The following is a 17,042-nucleotide window of genomic DNA, read 5'->3' as shown; positions in this document are numbered from 1 at the left end:
TGATCAGCTTCCCGAGTGGGCCTGCAGGAAGCTGTACACCTCGGTTTCGTCGACGCCGGGGAACGCGCCCGGGGGCATGGCGGCCAGGAGGTGCGAGTGGGCGCGGGCGGACGGCCACGCGTTCCCGGCCCATTCTGATGTCAAGGATTCAGGCGGGCGTTTGCAGCAGGTGGGATCCGGGCAGTTGGAAGTAGCCCGCGCCGACGTCTCCCGCCCGCGGAACCACTTCACGTGCTGGTACGGCACTCCGATGCTCAATGAAAACTCACCACTCGCCGACCGCTCGGTGCGTGCGGTGCACCAGTACGTGCCGGACGGGGTATCCGTGTACTGGCTGTAGGCGCTGAACTTGTCCGGCACGTCGAAGACCGCGCGCGACGTCCACGCCTTGCACGAGGGCTGCCCCTCGATGGCGCCGGTGTGGTCCTGCGGAAAGCTCACGCCGTCGTTCTCGTAGGCCTTGTAGATGATCCCGCTCTGGTGCGTCTTCTGGAAATGCGTGGTGATGCCCAGGTGCTTGGTGGCCAGGTTGGTGAAGCGGTGGGCCGCGGTTTCGTAGGACACGGCGAACGCGTCGCGGATATCCTCGACGGCGATTTCCTTCGCCGCTTTGGCTTTTTGCAAAAATTCCATGGTGGCCTGCTCCGGGAGGAGAAGGGCAGCGGCGAAATAGTTGGTCGCGACGCGCTGGGCGAGGAAATCCCCGTAATTCCGGGGCGTCTCATGCCCCAGAACGTAGTGTCCCAGGGCCTGCAGCAGCACCGAGCGGGGATCGTGGTCCTGCCGCTGGCTCTGGGTCAGGTAAATTCTGCGGTTCTTCAAATCCGTGACGGAACGGGTGGAATGCGGCAGATCGCCCACGTGATGAAGGGTGAAACCGAGGTGCTCCGCGATGTCCGCGATCACGTGCTGGCTCAGCGGGCCGGTGGTGTAACCCACCTCCTTGAGGACCTTCTGCGCTTCCGCCTCGTACTCCGGGAAGTAGTTGCCCCGCTCCCGCATCATGGCCCGCAGTTCACCGTTGGCGCGGCGGGCTTCTTCCGGGGTGGCCACCTGCTCGTTCATCTTGCGCTCGAGCTCCTGCAGCAGCCCCACCTGGGCCTCAAGCACATCGAGCGGAAGCCGCGAGCTGATGCGGATTTTCGGCAGGTTCAGGGACTCGTAAAGCGGACCGCGCTGGTAGCGCTCCAACTCGATTTCCAGGGCGGCCCGGCGGCTGGGCGGCTCGGCTCCGAGCATCTGGTCGATGGTGACGTTCAGCGCCCCCGCGAGGTGCTGGAGCAGGGTCAGTTTGGGCTCACGCTTGCCGTTTTCGATCAGGCTCAGCTGGCTGGGAGCAGTGCCGACGGCGGCGCTCAGGTCATCGAGCGTCAGCCCGGCTTGTTTGCGCAGATGGCGGACGCGGCGGCCCAGAGCGATGACGTCCAGTTCCGCTGCGGCGGGGGACGGCGGCTGGGAAACGTCCCTGTTCCAGCTTGAAGGTGACATTTCTGAAGAATACGTGAAGAAGTGCATTTCTTTCCATACTTTTTCTCTAGAAAGGGGGTTGAAAGTACTGAAAAGTAGTGGCTACGGAAAGAAACACCGCACCGGAAAAGCCGGTGGGAACCTCAACGACGCGGTTCTCACCTACCCGCTCCGGAGCTCAATCAAGGAGATCAACGATGACTGCAGCATTTGAGCCCACCCAGCAGCCGTCCGGCCAGGACACAACACAGCAGGCCGCCGCCCTGGAGCTCGAGTGGGCCGCCAACCCCCGCTGGGAAGGTGTGACCCGGGACTACTCAGCCTCCGACGTCGTCCGGCTCCGCGGCCGCGTCTCCGAAGAGCACACCCTGGCCCGCCGCGGCGCGGAGAAGCTGTGGAAGCAGCTCACGGAAGAGCACAAGGAAGGCAAGTACACCAACGCCCTGGGCGCCCTCACCGGTAACCAGGCCGTGCAGCAGGTCAAAGCAGGCCTCCGCGCCATCTACCTCTCCGGCTGGCAGGTTGCAGCGGACGCCAACAACTCGGGCCACACCTACCCGGACCAGTCCCTCTACCCGGCCAACTCGGTTCCCACCGTGGTCCGCCGGATCAACAATGCCCTGCTGCGCGCGGATCAGATCGAGTTCGCCGAGGGCGTCCAGACCGTCGAGGACTGGCTGGTCCCGATCGTCGCCGATGCCGAAGCCGGCTTCGGCGGCCCGCTGAACGCCTACGAACTCATGAAATCCATGATCCAGGCCGGCGCCTCAGGCGTTCACTGGGAAGACCAGCTCGCCTCCGAGAAGAAGTGCGGGCACCTGGGCGGCAAGGTCCTGATCCCCACCCAGCAGCACGTCCGCACCCTGAACGCCGCCCGCCTCGCAGCCGACGTCGCCGGCACCCCCACGGTCGTCATCGCCCGCACCGACGCCGAGGCAGCAACCCTGATCACCTCGGACGTGGACGAGCGCGACCAGGAATTCATCCTCCGCGAAGGCGGACAGCCCGTGCGCACCGCCGAGGGCTTCTACAAGGTCCGCAACGGCATCGAACCCTGCATCGCCCGCGCCAAGGCCTACGCCCCCTACTCGGACCTGATCTGGATGGAAACCGGCACCCCGGACCTCGAGCTGGCCCGCAAATTCGCCGAAGCCGTCAAAGCCGACTTCCCGGATCAGATGCTCTCCTACAACTGCTCGCCGTCGTTCAACTGGCGCAAGCACCTGGACGACGCCACCATCGCCAAGTTCCAGCGCGAACTCGGTGCCATGGGCTTCACGTTCCAGTTCATCACCCTGGCCGGCTTCCACGCCCTGAACTACTCGATGTTCGACCTCGCCCACGGCTACGCCCGGGAAGGCATGAGCGCCTACGTCGAACTCCAGGAAAAGGAATTCGCCTCCGAATCCCGCGGCTACACCGCCACCAAGCACCAGCGTGAAGTCGGCACCGGCTACTTCGACAGCATCTCCACCGCGCTCAACCCGAACGCATCCACCCTGGCCCTGGTGGGATCCACCGAAGAAGGCCAGTTCCACTAGCAACTTACGACGGCGGACCAGTCACCTTCGCCTTCGGAGCGGCAATGCTCTGCCTGCTATTCCCCATGGCCGGCTTCTTCTCGCTGAGCGAGGACGAAGCCGGCCACAGGGCCCCTTTTACGCAGGCTGCCGCATCACCGCTCCTTCGGCTTTGCGCGTTCCTCGCCCTTGTGCCGCCACCCGCCGTCGAACTTCCCTTCTTGCTTTAAGGAGCAGTTGAAATGAATTCCTTTACAGACAGCTTCACCATCAATGGCATTACTTTGACCGCTCAGCCTATTTGCCGGCAGGACGAAGTTCTGACTCCGGACGCTCTGGCATTTGTTGCGAAGCTGCACCGGGCTACAGCCGAGCGTCGGCAGGAGCTGCTGCAGGCCCGGCGTGCCCGGCGGGCTGACATTGCCGCCGGCACTGACCCGCGCTTCCTGCGGGAAACCGAGGGCATCCGCAACGACCCCTCCTGGCGGGTCGCTCCCCCGGCGCCCGGCCTGGAGGACCGGCGGGTGGAGATCACCGGGCCGGTGGACAAAAAGATGACCATCAACGCCCTGAACTCCGGCGCTAAGGTCTGGCTGGCTGACATGGAGGACTCCTCCGCCCCCACCTGGCGCAACGTCATCAAGGGCCAGCTGAACCTCACCGACGCCCTGGAACGCCGGATCGACTTCACCAGCCCCGAGGGCAAGGAATACGAGCTCCGCCCCGCCGGTGAACTGCCCACCATCGTGGTCCGGCCCCGCGGCTGGCACCTGCCCGAAAAGCACATGGTCATCGACGGCGCCCCGATCGCGGGCGGCATCGTGGACTTCGGCCTGTACTTCTTCCACAACGCCCGCCGGCTCCTGGCCCAGGGCAAGGGCCCGTACTTCTACCTGCCCAAGATCGAAAACCACCTCGAAGCCCGGCTGTGGAACGACATCTTCATCCTCGCCCAGGACCTGCTCGGCATCCCGCAGGGCACCATCCGCGCCACCGTGCTCATCGAAACCATCACCGCAGCCTTCGAAATGGAGGAAATCCTCTACGAACTGCGTGACCACGCCTCCGGCCTGAACGCCGGCCGCTGGGACTACATCTTCTCCCTGATCAAGAACTTCCGTACCCGCGGCCCCCGCTTCGTCCTGCCGGACCGCGGCCAGGTGACCATGACCGCCCCGTTCATGCGCGCCTACACCGAACAGCTCGTCCGGGCCTGCCACAAGCGCGGTGCAATGGCCATCGGCGGCATGGCAGCAGCAGTCCCCAACCGCAAGGACCCCCTGGCCAACGCCAACGCCTTCGAAAAGGTCCGCGCCGACAAAACCCGCGAGGCCAACGACGGCTTCGACGGCTCCTGGGTAGCCCATCCCGACCTCGTGCCCGTCTGCCGCGAGGTGTTCGATAGCATCCTCGGCGAAAAGCCCAACCAGCTGGACCGCACCCGCGAGGACGTCACCCCTGACGACCGCGCCCTGATCAACGTGGCCGCCACCGAAGGCACCATCACCGAACAGGGCATCCGGAACAACATCGAAGTCGGGATTCGGTACATAGAATCCTGGCTCCGCGGCAACGGTGCAGTCGCCATCCACAACCTCATGGAAGACGCCGCCACCGCCGAAATCTCCCGCTCCCAGCTCTGGCAATGGATCTACGCCCAGGCCATCACCGACCACGGCGAAATCATCACCCACCACTGGATCGAGGAACTCCTCGACGAAGAATTCGCACGGCTGGAACGCTTCGACGGCGACCGCTTCGAAGACGCCCGCGACATCTTCGAAGAAGTCACACTCAGCCAGGACTTCCCGTCCTTCCTCACCCTCCCCGCCTACGCCCGCTACCTCACGGAAGCCCGTGAAAAGGCCACCGTGGAAGAGTTGGCCGCAGCCTAAAGCGGCAAGGAAAGAAACAAAACTTCCGTCCGCCGGGCCTGCATGCCCTTACGCAACAGGCACCTCCGAAATCCGGAGGGCCGGCCCGGCGACGGAGCACCCCTTGGGCAGGTCCGCCGCGGGGACATAAACCGCCACGACACCACGGGCGCTCTCTCACATAACGCAAGAAATCCAGGGACGCTCTCTCACTTTCCAGAAGAAAGTGAGAGAGCGTCCGTCATTGAAGCCGCATTAAGTGAGAGAGCGTCCGTCATTGAAGCCGCATTAAGTGAGAGAGCGTCCGTCATTGAAGCCGCATTAAGTGAGAGGGCGTCGGTCATTAAGCCGCATTAAGTGAGAGAGCGTTGGAGGGGAGAACGGACGACGGCGGCGGGACGGCTTACCTGCCTTTCGGCACCCGCCGCACGGAGAGGGTGGCGCTGAGGAAGAACGTCAGCACCGATGCCAGGATGACCAGCAGGGCCGGCGTCCAGGAACCCGAAACATCATGCACAAGGCCCACCAGCGGAGGTGCCACGGCACCAAAGCAATAGCCCAGGCCCTGCACGGTGGCGGACATCCGGCCGGCGGAAACCTGGTCCCGGGCGAGTTTGATGATGGCGATGAAGATCAGCGTGATCCCGCCGCCCTGGGCAACACCGCCGAAGACGGACCAGAGCCACCAGAGTTCGGGAACCAGCAGCAGGCCGGCGGGGACCGACGTCCACAACACGCCCAAGGTGACCGCTGCCGTCGTCGTACTGAAATACTTTGCCGCAAACGGCACACCCAGGCCGCCCACGATCGCGAAGACCTGGAACAGCGAGGACCCGGCCCCCGCCGCCGAAGCGGACATGCCGAGTTCGTCGTTGAGGTAGCTGGGCAGCCACGCCGTGACGGCGTAATAGGAGAACGCCTGGCCCGCGAACGCCGCAGTGAGCCCGGCAGTGGTCCATCCCGAACCGGCAAGAGCCGCCGGCCGCTGCCCGTCCGGCACCGGAGCGGCGGACGGCACGAAGGCAGCACGGAGTCCGATGGCGAGCACCCAGCACACGATGGCCGCTACCGCCAGCAGTCCCGTGGACGCGAGCGCGAACTGCCAGCCTGCAAGCTCGGCCAACGGCGCCGTGATCATCGACGTCAGGAATGACCCGACGTTCAGGGCAGCCGTATAAACACCCATCGCCGTACCCTGCCGCAGCGGCGGAAAGTCGCGGCGGATAATAAGGGGCGCGGCGATATTGCCGATGGTGATGGCCAGGCCAATCACCACCGTCCCGGCGAGCACCAGTGCCGGGCCGCCGGCGGACCGGATGATGACGCCCGCCAGCACGCCGAGGATAGTGAGGGTCACGGCGAATTCCGCACCGTAACCGCGGGCCGCCAGTGACGCAAGGGGTGCCGCCAGCGCGAAGCACAACACCGGAATGCTGGTAAGCAGGCCCAACACCACCGGGGAGAACCCCAGGTCCGCCTGCATCACGTCCACCACGGGAGCAACGGCCACGAACGGGCCCCGAAGATTCAGTGCCAGCAGCCCGATGCAGGCCAGCAGGATCCACGTCTTCGGAATCCGGGCGAGGAACCGGCCGCTCACCAGCGGGGCAAGGGGGTTGAATCTTTTTTCATCACCCTCATTGCTATCACGCGCATTATCCGGGGCAGTCCCCGGTTGCCGCGCCGTCCTGCCATACGATGAACATCACTGCCACAGAACGGGACGAAGGACACAGACATGCAGCACCGGCTTGCCATCCTTGATGACTACCAGGACGTGGCGCACGGGTTCGCCGACTGGTCCTCCCTGGCGGCCGACGGCGTCACGGTCACCTCGTACCGGGAGCCGTTCCCTTCCAAGGACGCACTGGAGTCCGCTCTGGCCGATGCGACGATCATCATTGCCATGCGGGAGCGGACTGCTTTTCCCCGCGAGGTGCTCGAAAAACTCCCCGCCCTCCGGCTCCTTGTCACCACCGGAATGGCAAACGCCTCCATCGACGTTGCCGCCGCGGACGACCTCGGCATCACGGTCTGCGGCACGCCGGGGTCCCCCACCGCCGCCCCGGAACTCACGTGGGCCCTGCTCCTGGCCGTCGCCCGCAACATCCCTGCCGAGGACAGTTCGCTCCGCGCCGGCTCCTGGCAGAGCACGGTGGGGTTCGAACTGGCCGGCAAGACCCTCGGCGTGGTGGGCCTGGGCAAGATCGGCCGCAGGATTGCCGCCTACGGCCAGGCCTTCGGGATGGACGTGATTGCGTGGAGCCAGAACCTGACCGATGAGGCCGCCGCCGAGGCAGGTGTGCGGAACGTATCCAAGGAGGAGCTCTTCAGGACTTCCGACGTCGCCACCCTCCACCTGCGCCTGTCTCCCCGTTCAGAAGGGATAGTGGGCGAGCCGGAGCTGAAACTCCTGGGCCCCAACGGCATCCTGGTGAACACCGCCCGCGGGCCGTTGGTGGACCAGGATGCCCTGGTCCGGGCGCTGACGGAGGGCTGGATCGCAGGAGCAGCGCTGGACGTCTTCGACCACGAACCGCTCCCGGCAGGGCATCCCCTCCTTACCGCCCCTAACACCGTGCTGTCCCCGCACCTGGGCTATGTGACGCGTGAGAGCTACCGGCAGTTTTACGGCGGGGCGCTGGAAGACGTTAGGGCCTGGCTGGCCGGCGAGCCGCTGCGGGTCATTTCAGCCTAGGATTTCACCCCGCAAGAGCCTGGACCTTCCGGGACGCTAGCCGGTTGCCTGAAGGGTTGCCTCAACCGCAGCCGGAGACAGCACGTGCTGCGTCACCATCTGGCTGGCGCCCAGGATGGCAGCCCGGTCGCCGGCAATCGAGAGGGAGATCCTCAGGTGTGCTGTGGCCAGGGGCAGCGAGCGCCGGTACACCACTTCACGCACCCCGGCCATCAGATGCTCCCCCGCCTGGCCCAGGCTCCCGCCAATCACAATGACAGACGGGTTGAGCAGGTTCACCACTGTGGCCAGGACGTCCCCCACGTCCCGCCCGGCCTGGCGCAGCACCTGGCTGGCCTGCAGGTTCCCCTGCGCCACCAGCCGCAGCACGTCGCTGCCCCTGACGGCCGGTACTCCCTGCCGGTTCAATTCCGCGGCCAGGGCCGGGCCTGACGCCAACGCCTCCAGGCAGCCGAAGTTGCCGCAACGGCACAGCACGTCGTCGCCGCGCGGGACCCGCACATGGCCAAGGTCGCCGGCAGTGCCGTTGGCGCCACGCTGCAGCATCCCGCTGCTGATGATCCCGGAACCCACCCCGGTGGCCACTTTGATGAACAAGAAATTCTCGTGCTCCGGCCAGTGCGCGGTCCGCTCCCCCAGCGCCATGATGTTGACGTCGTTGTCCACCAGCACGGGGACCGGCAGCGAGCGCTGGACGTAAGCGACGACGTCGAACCCGTCCCAGCCCGGCATGATGGGCGGCTTAACGGGCCGGCCTGTGGCATGCTCCACGGGTCCCGGCAGGCCGATCCCCATTCCGGCCACGTCCCCCATGGTGCGTCCTGCCCTGGCCACGAGCGACAGTCCTTCCCTCACCACGCGGTCCAGCACGGCTTCCGGCCCGTCCGCCACGTCCTGCGCCAGGCGCTGCTCGGCGAGGACCTCGCCATTGAGGTCCGTGACGGCGACGATCACGTGCGTGGCCCCCACATCCACTGCCAGCACCACACGCACGGCGGGGTTGAAGGCAAAGCGCGACGGCGGCCTTCCGCCGCTTGAGTTGGCCTCGCCCGCGGGGCCGACCAGTCCGGAGGCAATCAGGGCATCGATCCGGGATGCCACGGTGGAACGCGCCAGCCCTGTGGTCAGGGCGAGTTCGGCGCGGGTGCGGGCCTTGCCGTCGCGGAGCAGTTGGAACAGCACGCCGGCTCCGCCCTGGGCCAGGGCAGGCTCGGGCGAAGCGCTGCTGCCTGCTGTCTTGGTCATAGGACATAGATAGCACGGCCACTTCTGTATGTCACGCCACCAGCTTTTGCTTGACGTGCAGCAAAAGTCATCCTAGCGTTGCAGTAGCCGAAGAATTGTGGCCTAGCCCACTCCCCGTTCAAATCCGGATACACAGCCGCGTCCGGAACCGACGCCAGAAACCAGGAGACTTCATTGTCCTACTCGCTCCAGCTCTACACATTGCGGAACGCCATCCAGGAAGACCTGCCCGGCACCATCCGCAAAGTTGCGGACATCGGCTTCACCCAGGTTGAGCCCTACAACTTCGTGGCCACGGCCAACGAACTCGGCGCCGCCCTGCGGGAAAACGGGCTGACCGCGCCCTCCGGCCATGCCCCGCTGCTGAGCCAGGACCAGGACCAGATCTTCACCGCCGCCAAGGAACTGGGCATCACCACCGTGATCGAGCCGTTCATTCCGGCCGGACGCTGGCAAACAGCTGAAGACGTGCAGGCCACGGCCGCCCAGTTGAACGCCGCAGCAAAGAAAGGCGCCGAATACGGCATCCGCGTGGGCTACCACAACCACCAGTGGGAGCTGGAGTCCGTCATCGAGGGATGCACGGCGCTGGAGTACTTTGCAGACCTGCTGGACCCCGAATTGGTCCTTGAGGTGGACACGTACTGGGTGGCCGTGGGCGGCCAGGACCCGGTGGACATCCTGGGCAAGCTGGGTTCCCGGGTGAAGTTCATCCACATCAAGGACGGCCCCCTCACCACCGACACCAAGGCCCAGCTTCCGGCAGGCCAAGGCAAAGTGGCCGTGCTGGACGTCATCGCAGCGGCGAAATCACTGGAAGTCGGCGTGGTGGAGTTTGACGACTACGACGGCGACATTTTCGAGGGCATCAACGAGAGCCTTTCGTTTCTGACTGCATCAGGCGAAGGAATCAAGGCATGAGCACCCCTGCATCGGGACGCACGGCCTCCGTTCACAGGGCCACGGGCAAAGGCCCGGTGGGCGTTGCCGTCATCGGCGCCGGAAACATCAGCAAGCAATACCTGGATAACCTGACGCTCTTCCCGGACCTCAAGCTGCACGTAATCGCCGACCTGTTCGAGGATGCGGCCGCAGCGCGGGCCAAGGAGTATGGCATCCCCGAGTGGGGCGGGGTGGACAAGGCACTGAACCACCCGGACGTCGACATCATCGTCAACCTGACCATCCCGGCCGCGCACGTGGAGGTGGCCAGTGCCGCAGTCAACGCCGGGAAACACGTCTGGACCGAGAAGCCCTTCTCCCTTGACCGTGAATCCGGGCTGGGACTGCTCAAAACCGCCGATGCCGCAGGGCTCCGCCTGGGCTGCGCACCGGACACCTTCCTCGGCGCAGGCCTGCAGACGGCACTGCGCATCATCCAACGCGGTGATATCGGTACCCCGTTGACGGCCATGACCACGTTCCAGACACCCGGCCCGGAATCCTGGCATCCCAACCCGGCTTTCCTCTTCCAGCACGGCGCCGGTCCGCTGTTCGACATGGGCCCTTATTACCTGACCACCCTCATCCAGGCCTTCGGTTCTATCCGCAAGGTGGCCGCCGTCGGTTCCAAGTCCCGGGACGTCCGCGTGATCGGTTCCGGTCCCAAGGCCGGCGAAGAGTTCACGGTGGAAGTCCCCACCCACGTATCTGCCATGGCACAGTTCGAGTCCGGCGCGTCCTCGCACAGCGTCTTCTCGTTTGAGTCCCCTCGCGCCCGGATGGGTTTCGTGGAGATCACCGGCACCGAGGCCACCATCTCACTCCCGGACCCCAATGTCTTCGACGGCGACATCAAGCTGTGGCGGGCAGGCGACGAGGACTGGACCACCGTACGGGCAACCGGCCCGGCAAACGGCCGGGGCATGGGAGTCCTGGACATGGCGCGCTCCATCCGTGCCGGTGTTCCCCACCGCGCCACTGGAGAACTTGCCTACCACGTCCTGGACGCCATGGTCTCCATCAACGAGTCCATGGAATCCGGCAACTTCGTGGACGTGGCCAGCAACGCGCCGGTGTCGCAGCCCGTTCCCGAAGACTGGGCCCCGGAAACCTTGACTCTGGGAGCGGGCGCATGAGCAACGGACCAATTCAGAGCCCGCTGGGCGTGGCGATGATCGGCTACGCCTTTATGGGCAAGGCCCACTCGAACGCCTGGCGGAATGTGGCCAGCTACTTTGATGTCCCGGCGCTTGAGCAGAAGGTCCTGGTGGGCCGGGACGCCGCCGCCGTTTCGGAGGCCGCTGCCAGGTACGGCTGGAAGGAAACCGCCACTGACTGGCGCTCAGTCCTGGACCGCGACGACATCCACATCGTCGATATCTGTGCCCCAGGCTGGATGCACGCCGAGATCGCCATCGCCGCCCTCGAAGCCGGCAAGCACGTACTGCTGGAGAAGCCTCTGGCCAACACCCTGGCCGAAGCCGAAGCCATTACCGCTGCCGCCCAGGCCGCCAGAGCGAGGGGTGTGCAGTCGATGGTGGGCTTCAACTACCGCCGCGTCCCGGCCCTGGCCCTCGCGAAGGAACTGGTCAGCGAAGGCAGGATCGGCTCTGTCCGGCAGGTCCGCGCCGCTTACCTGCAGGACTGGCTCGCCGACGAGTCGGCACCGATGACCTGGCGCCTGCGGAAAGAGACCGCCGGTTCCGGGGCCCTGGGAGATATCGCGTCCCATGCCATCGACCAGGTCCTCTTCCTGCTCGGTGACCAGGTCACGGAAGTCTCGGGCCGGCTGCAGACCTTCGTGAGCCAGCGGCCAGGTGCCGAGGGGCTGGAAGACGTCACGGTGGACGACGCCGCCTGGGCAACACTGACCCTCGCCTCCGGAGCCATCGCCTCCGTGGAAGCCTCCCGGGTGGCCACCGGCCGGAAGAACTCCCTGCAGATCGAAATCTACGGTGACAAGGGCGCCCTCCGCTTCGACCTCGAGAACCTCAACGAACTCGCGTTCAGTGACGCCACGCTGCCGGCCCGGGAGCAGGGCTTCCGCCGGATCGTGGTCACCGAACCGGAGCACCCGTACCTGGACGCCTGGTGGCCGCAGGGCCATATCATCGGCTGGGAGCACACCTTCACGCACGAAATCCGGGACTTCCTGCTGGCCATCGACGGCGGCACCCAGCCATCGCCGTCGTTCGAAGACGGACTGGAAGTCCAGCGCATCCTGGCGGCCGTGGAGGAGTCCGCCGCCGCCAAAAGTGCCCTCATCCAACTGCCCACTGCCCCGACTGAAGGAGCCTGACATGGCCCGCCCCTACACCCTGTTCACCGGCCAGTGGGCCGACCTCCCCTTCGAGGAAGTCGCGCGCCTCGCCTCCGGCTGGGGCTACGACGGCCTGGAAATCGCTGTCTCCGGTGACCACCTGGACGCCTGGCGCTGGGACGAGCCCGGCTACGTCGAGTCCAAGCTCGAGATCCTGGACAAGTACAACCTCAAGGTCTGGGCCATCTCCAACCACCTCAAGGGCCAGGCGGTCTGCGATGACCCCATCGACTTCCGCCACGAAGCAATCGTCGGCACCAAGGTCTGGGGTGACGGCGACCCTGAAGGTGTCCGCCAGCGTGCCGCCGAGGAAATGAAGCACACCGCCAGGCTCGCCAAGGCACTCGGCGTGGACACCGTCGTCGGCTTCACCGGCTCCTCCATCTGGCAATACGTGGCAATGTTCCCGCCCGTCCCCGAAAAGGTCATCGACGCCGGCTACCAGGACTTCGCCGACCGCTGGAACCCCATCCTGGACGTCTTCGACGAATGCGGCGTCCGCTTCGCCCACGAAGTCCACCCCTCCGAAATCGCCTACGACTACTGGACCACCGTCCGCACCCTCGAAGCGATCGGCCACCGCCCCGCGTTCGGCCTGAACTGGGACCCGTCCCACATGATGTGGCAAGGCGTTGACCCGGTCTCCTTCATCTGGGACTTCAAGGACCGGATCTACCACGTGGACTGCAAGGACACCAAGGTCCGCCAGACCGGGCGGAACACCGTGATGGGCTCCCACCTCGCCTGGGGCGACCCCCGCCGGGGCTGGGACTTCGTCTCGGCCGGCCGCGGCGACGTTCCCTGGGAAGCATCCTTCCGTGCACTGGCCGCCATCGGCTACGACGGCCCCATCTCTGTGGAGTGGGAAGACGCCGGCATGGACCGCCTCCACGGCGCCCCCGAAGCCCTCGCCGCCCTCAAAAAATTCGACTTCCCGCCGTCGAGCACGTCCTTCGACGCCGCCTTCAAGCAGTGACTCCAAAGCGGCCCACATAGAATTCCCGCATGCCACATTCCATCCGCACAGCAACAACGGACGACGCCGGGGCGCTGGCTGCCCTGGCGGCCGTCACCTTTCCGCTGGCGTGCCCGCCGTCGGCCTCGCCTGCCGATATTGCCGCCCACCTGGCCAACACGCTCAGCGAACGGCACTTCCAGGCGTACCTCGCCGACCCCGAAGTGACGGTCCTGGTCATCGACGCCGACGGCGGCCTCGGCGGCTACAGCCTGCTGGTGAACCGTCCGGCCACGGATCCGGATGTTGTTTCGGCGCTGGGTATCCTGCCGTCGGTGGAGCTCAGCAAGTGCTACGTGCACCCGGAACACCATGGTCTCGGTGCCGCTGCCGAGCTGATGCACGCCAGCCTGGCGGCGGCCGCCGCGTCCGGCGGCAAGGGCGTCTGGCTGGGAGTCAACAGCCAGAACGCCAGGGCCATCCGCTTCTATGAGAAGTCAGGGTTCCGGAAGGCAGGAACGAAGTCGTTCCGGCTGGGCAGCACCGTAGAGCACGACTTCGTGCTGGAGCGTCCCCTGCCCTGACGGTTCAGGCCCCAGGTTGATGCAGCCTTCGGATGCCGGGGCCTGCCACTACCTCTTCCACGGGGTATGCCAGGGGTGGCCGCGGTGCGGCCAGGAGCTTGAGCCCTGGCGGGAGGCCCTCGATACTTCCCGTCGTTCCCGTGGCATTGATGGTGACCCTGTTCGAATTCAGCAGGACGTTTTCAGCACGGAACGTGCCCAGGACGTCCGGCAGGATCGGCGCAAGGTGCACCACCCCACGGGTGAAGACGGGATCGAAACGGAGCAGGATCCGCGCCAGCTGTACCGGCGCTGCCGCAGCCCACGCCTGCGGCGAGCAGGCGGTGGGATAGGGCACCGGGCCGGGAAACTCGCCGCGGTCAAAACCGCAGAAGAGTTCCGGCAGGCGGTCGTCAAAGTGTGTGGCAGCATCGAAAATTCCCATGGCTACCCGTTTTGCCTCGTCCACGAACCCGTAGCGCATCAGCCCGGTGGCCACTAAGGCGGTGTCGTGCGGCCACACCGAGCCGTTGTGGTAACTGACCGGGTTGTACGCGCCCATATCGGAGGCCAGCGTGCGGATCCCCCAACCCGTGAACATCTGGGGCGACATCAGATGCTCCATCACGGACTGCGCCTTGTCCTCGTCCACGATGCCCGTCCACAGGCAATGGCCGATGTTCGAGGTCAGCGCATCAACGGGCCGCTTGTCCTTATCCAGCGCCACCGCAAAGTAGCCCCTGTCCGGCAGCCAGAATCTCTTATTGAACTCCTCCTTGAAAGTCCACGCCTTTTCGGCCCAATGCTGTTCCAACCCCCTGTCGCCGCTCCAGTGGGCCAGCAATGACCTGCCCAGGTAGGCGGAGTACACATAGGCCTGGACCTCGCAGAGGGCGATGGGTGCTTCTGCGATGGTCCCGTCCGCGAAGTTGATCCCGTCCCAGGAGTCTTTCCAGCCCTGGTTGACCAGGCCATGGTCGTTGGGCCGCAGGTATTCCACGAAGCCGTCGCCGTCACGGTCGCCGTACTTTTCGATCCACTCCAGCGCCCGGTCCGCGTGCGGCAGCAGCGGCCGGATCGCATCCCGGGACAACCCCCAGCGGCTCAGCTCGCCCAGGGTGGCTACGAAGAGGGGGGTTGCGTCGACGGTGCCGTAATAGGCCGTGCCGCCCAGGGACAGGCCGGCCGTTACGCCAAGCCGGACCTCGTGCGGAATGCGGCCGGGTTCCTCCTCCGAGTCCGGGTCCACCCTTTTCCCCTGGATTCCGGCGAGGGTCTGCAGCGTACCCAGCGCAAGGTTGGGGTTGACCATCAGGCTCATGTAAGAGGTCAGCAGCGAATCCCGCCCGAACAGCGCCATGAACCAGGGGGCGCCGGCGGCAACCGCGGCGCGTTCCGGGTGGTGGACGTCGAATATCCGCAGGGCGCCGAGGTCGCTCTGGCTCCGGTTGAGCAGGCCCTGCACGTTTGCGTCTTCAATGCGGATCCGCGGAACTCCCTCTTCCCAGTCCAGGTGGCGGCGCACGCCTTCGCGGTGGTGCGGCAACTGTCCCTCGCGGAAGGGCTTTTCTGGCGCCTCTCCATTAACCAGTGGAACCACGATCACACTCGTGGCCCATTTGCCCCTGGCAGGGATGGTGACATGGAAACGCAGTCCGTCGGTCCCCACCCCTGCACCGGGGGCCCCGATGGCCGAGCCCCGCTGTTGGCCATGCCGCGAAGCCTCGATGATGAGCTTGCCCTCCGCCACCGTCCGGATGGTGTCATCCGGGCCCGTGGTGCGCCCGCCCTTCACGTCGAAGAGGTCGGCCTGGTCCGCGTCCACCAGGAGTTCGATGTCGCACTCGACGGGTTCGGCGGCGTAATTTTCCAGGGTGATGTCGTCCTGCATGCCCGGGCCGATGTGGCGGACCTGCCGGACCACCAGAGGGCTGTCGAACCTGCCGCCGGGCCACGTGGCCCGGCCAACGAACGTTGCTTCGAACGGCTGCGGCCGCTGGGCTGACAGCGGCTCCCGCAGGCATCCGTTGATGCGCAGGACCCAGCGGGAAATGATGCGGGTGTCCTGGAAGAACGCGCCGTTGGTGCCGCCGTCGGGGCTGATGTCGCCGCTTCCGGACGAAATGCAGAACGAAGACCCCTCAAGGATCGTAACCGTGCCCGAATCCGACACGGAGGCCTCGTTATTTGCGTTCCAGGCGGTCATGGAAGGACTCCCTTCTCAACGGGATGCTGCAGGGGAGCCGGAAGCCCGCCCGCCCCCTTAACGATTTTGGTGCACAGAGGCAGCATCGGGAACCCCTCCCGGCGATTTACCCCCTAGCAGTTCTTCGAACAGCCTCAAGTGCTGGGCCACCATCCTTCCGGCGCTGAACCGCTCTTCCGCTGATGTCCGGCAACGTGCCCTGCTCAGCCCGGCGGCCGCCTCCACAAAGCCAGCCAACTGTTCGGTTTCTCCTAAGTAACCGGTCCGCCCGTGCTCCACGATCTCCGATGCTGATCCTATTCGCGTCCCGACGACGGGAGTACCGGTGGCCAGGGCCTCGATCATCACCAGGCCGAACGGCTCGGACCATTGGATCGGGTTCAGGAAAGCCAGGGCCTCGCCCATCAGCCGGTACTTGGTCGCGTCATCCACTTCCCCGACGAAATCCTCGTTCGGTCCCAGCATCGGCTCAATGACCTCCCGGAAGTAGCGGATCTCATCCGGTTCGCGCATCTTCACCGCAATACGCAGGGGCACCTGCACCTGCCTGGCAACCATAATGGCTTCCAACAGCCCCTTGTCCTGGCATGCCCGGCCCACGAAACACAGGTATCCGCCTCTTCCGCTTCCCACCGGGACCGCGGAAACATCCATACCGTGGTGGATCACCTGGGTGACGGGAACGTCCGGCGCATGCGAAGCCTGGTCCCGGGATATGGCCACGACCGCAACATCGCGTGCCATAGCACGGTAGATGTCCTCGGCCTCGCTGTTGAGCGGGCCGTGGATGGTGGTAACTACCGGAACCTTGGCGGGCCGGTAGGCGTAGAGCGGGCCTGCCAGGGTGTGGTCGTGAATGACATCGACGTCCTGCAATCCCTCATAAGCCCTGATGACATGGCTGAGTTCGGAGATGGCGGACCCGAGTTCATCGCGGGCCGACGGCCGCATGCCCGGTACCAGCGGAACGGGGCAGGTACTCTCCGAAGGCGCGGCCAGCAGCACTTCGTGTCCGGCGGCGGCGAAACCGCGCGCCAAAGTATCCACGACTCGTTCGATGCCGCCGTAAGTCACCGGTGGAATAGTAATCCAGGGTCCTGCAATAAGTCCTATCCGCATTCTTTAACCTCGCGAAGAATACAGGCCGGGCTCCCCAGTTGACCGGGCACTTCCGACCGCCCTGCCGGCTCCGGCCCGCGGCGCAGTCAGTTTTCCTATGGCGTCTGTTTCACCTAGCTCCGACTATTGCCTA

At 65.5% G+C, this 17,042-nt stretch carries 13 protein-coding genes; 8 read left to right on the top strand and 5 right to left on the bottom strand.

What is annotated here, in order from left to right; genetic code table 11:
• Positions 1-3 precede the first annotated feature (3 nt).
• Positions 4-1,515 (bottom strand): XRE family transcriptional regulator, encoded by a 1,512-nt coding sequence (locus FBY31_RS16920; protein WP_142043471.1) that lies wholly within the window; start codon positions 1,513-1,515, stop codon positions 4-6.
• Positions 1,516-1,664: 149 nt separating this feature from the next.
• Here FBY31_RS16920 and aceA point away from each other — a divergent pair, with 149 nt between their 5' ends.
• Positions 1,665-3,008 (top strand): isocitrate lyase, encoded by a 1,344-nt coding sequence (gene aceA / locus FBY31_RS16915; protein ID WP_142043469.1) that lies wholly within the window; start codon positions 1,665-1,667, stop codon positions 3,006-3,008.
• Positions 3,009-3,229: 221 nt separating this feature from the next.
• The gene (gene aceB / locus FBY31_RS16910) at positions 3,230-4,882 is read left to right on the top strand and encodes a malate synthase A (protein WP_142043467.1); all 1,653 of its coding nucleotides are present in this window, start codon (positions 3,230-3,232) and stop codon (positions 4,880-4,882) included.
• Positions 4,883-5,264: 382 nt separating this feature from the next.
• On the opposite strand, the gene FBY31_RS16905 is transcribed toward aceB, so the two are convergent.
• On the bottom strand, positions 5,265-6,461 hold the full coding sequence (locus FBY31_RS16905) for an MFS transporter (RefSeq protein ID WP_142043465.1): 1,197 nt from the start codon (positions 6,459-6,461) through the stop codon (positions 5,265-5,267).
• A gap of 138 nt (positions 6,462-6,599) precedes the next feature.
• On the opposite strand from FBY31_RS16905, the gene FBY31_RS16900 reads away from it, so the two are divergent.
• The gene (locus tag FBY31_RS16900) at positions 6,600-7,559 is read left to right on the top strand and encodes a D-2-hydroxyacid dehydrogenase family protein (RefSeq protein WP_142043463.1); all 960 of its coding nucleotides are present in this window, start codon (positions 6,600-6,602) and stop codon (positions 7,557-7,559) included.
• A 36-nt stretch (positions 7,560-7,595) separates the two neighbouring features.
• On the opposite strand, the gene FBY31_RS16895 is transcribed toward FBY31_RS16900, so the two are convergent.
• Positions 7,596-8,804 (bottom strand): ROK family transcriptional regulator, encoded by a 1,209-nt coding sequence (locus tag FBY31_RS16895; RefSeq protein WP_142043461.1) that lies wholly within the window; start codon positions 8,802-8,804, stop codon positions 7,596-7,598.
• Between the two features lie 174 nt (positions 8,805-8,978).
• On the opposite strand from FBY31_RS16895, the gene FBY31_RS16890 reads away from it, so the two are divergent.
• The 5 genes from FBY31_RS16890 to FBY31_RS16870 are packed head-to-tail and all read left to right on the top strand — an operon-like array spanning position 8,979 to position 13,605.
• Positions 8,979-9,725 carry a sugar phosphate isomerase/epimerase family protein gene (locus FBY31_RS16890; RefSeq protein ID WP_142043459.1) on the top strand — a complete coding sequence of 249 codons (747 nt, stop codon included), beginning with the start codon at positions 8,979-8,981 and terminating at the stop codon, positions 9,723-9,725.
• Positions 9,722-10,882 carry a Gfo/Idh/MocA family protein gene (locus FBY31_RS16885; RefSeq protein ID WP_142043456.1) on the top strand — a complete coding sequence of 387 codons (1,161 nt, stop codon included), beginning with the start codon at positions 9,722-9,724 and terminating at the stop codon, positions 10,880-10,882. The genes FBY31_RS16890 and FBY31_RS16885 overlap by 4 nt, the downstream gene beginning before the upstream one ends.
• Positions 10,879-12,045: a Gfo/Idh/MocA family protein gene (locus FBY31_RS16880; protein WP_142043454.1), complete on the top strand. Its 1,167-nt coding sequence runs from the start codon at positions 10,879-10,881 to the stop codon at positions 12,043-12,045. The genes FBY31_RS16885 and FBY31_RS16880 overlap by 4 nt, the downstream gene beginning before the upstream one ends.
• A gap of 1 nt (position 12,046) precedes the next feature.
• Positions 12,047-13,042 (top strand): sugar phosphate isomerase/epimerase family protein, encoded by a 996-nt coding sequence (locus tag FBY31_RS16875; RefSeq protein WP_142043452.1) that lies wholly within the window; start codon positions 12,047-12,049, stop codon positions 13,040-13,042.
• Between the two features lie 29 nt (positions 13,043-13,071).
• The gene (locus tag FBY31_RS16870) at positions 13,072-13,605 is read left to right on the top strand and encodes a GNAT family N-acetyltransferase (RefSeq protein WP_142043450.1); all 534 of its coding nucleotides are present in this window, start codon (positions 13,072-13,074) and stop codon (positions 13,603-13,605) included.
• A 4-nt stretch (positions 13,606-13,609) separates the two neighbouring features.
• Here FBY31_RS16870 and FBY31_RS16865 read toward each other — a convergent pair whose 3' ends face one another.
• Together FBY31_RS16865 and FBY31_RS16860 are read right to left on the bottom strand one after the other, a co-directional pair.
• Positions 13,610-15,790 carry an amylo-alpha-1,6-glucosidase gene (locus tag FBY31_RS16865; protein ID WP_142043448.1) on the bottom strand — a complete coding sequence of 727 codons (2,181 nt, stop codon included), beginning with the start codon at positions 15,788-15,790 and terminating at the stop codon, positions 13,610-13,612.
• Positions 15,791-15,847: 57 nt separating this feature from the next.
• Positions 15,848-16,909, bottom strand: coding sequence for a glycosyltransferase family 4 protein (locus tag FBY31_RS16860; protein ID WP_142043446.1), 1,062 nt, complete (start codon positions 16,907-16,909; stop codon positions 15,848-15,850).
• Between the last annotated feature and the right edge of the window lie 133 nt (positions 16,910-17,042).

The organism is Arthrobacter sp. SLBN-100 (assembly GCF_006715305.1).
Classification (GTDB): Bacteria; Actinomycetota; Actinomycetes; order Actinomycetales; family Micrococcaceae; genus Arthrobacter.
This window is presented reverse-complemented; position numbering and strand designations above follow the sequence as displayed.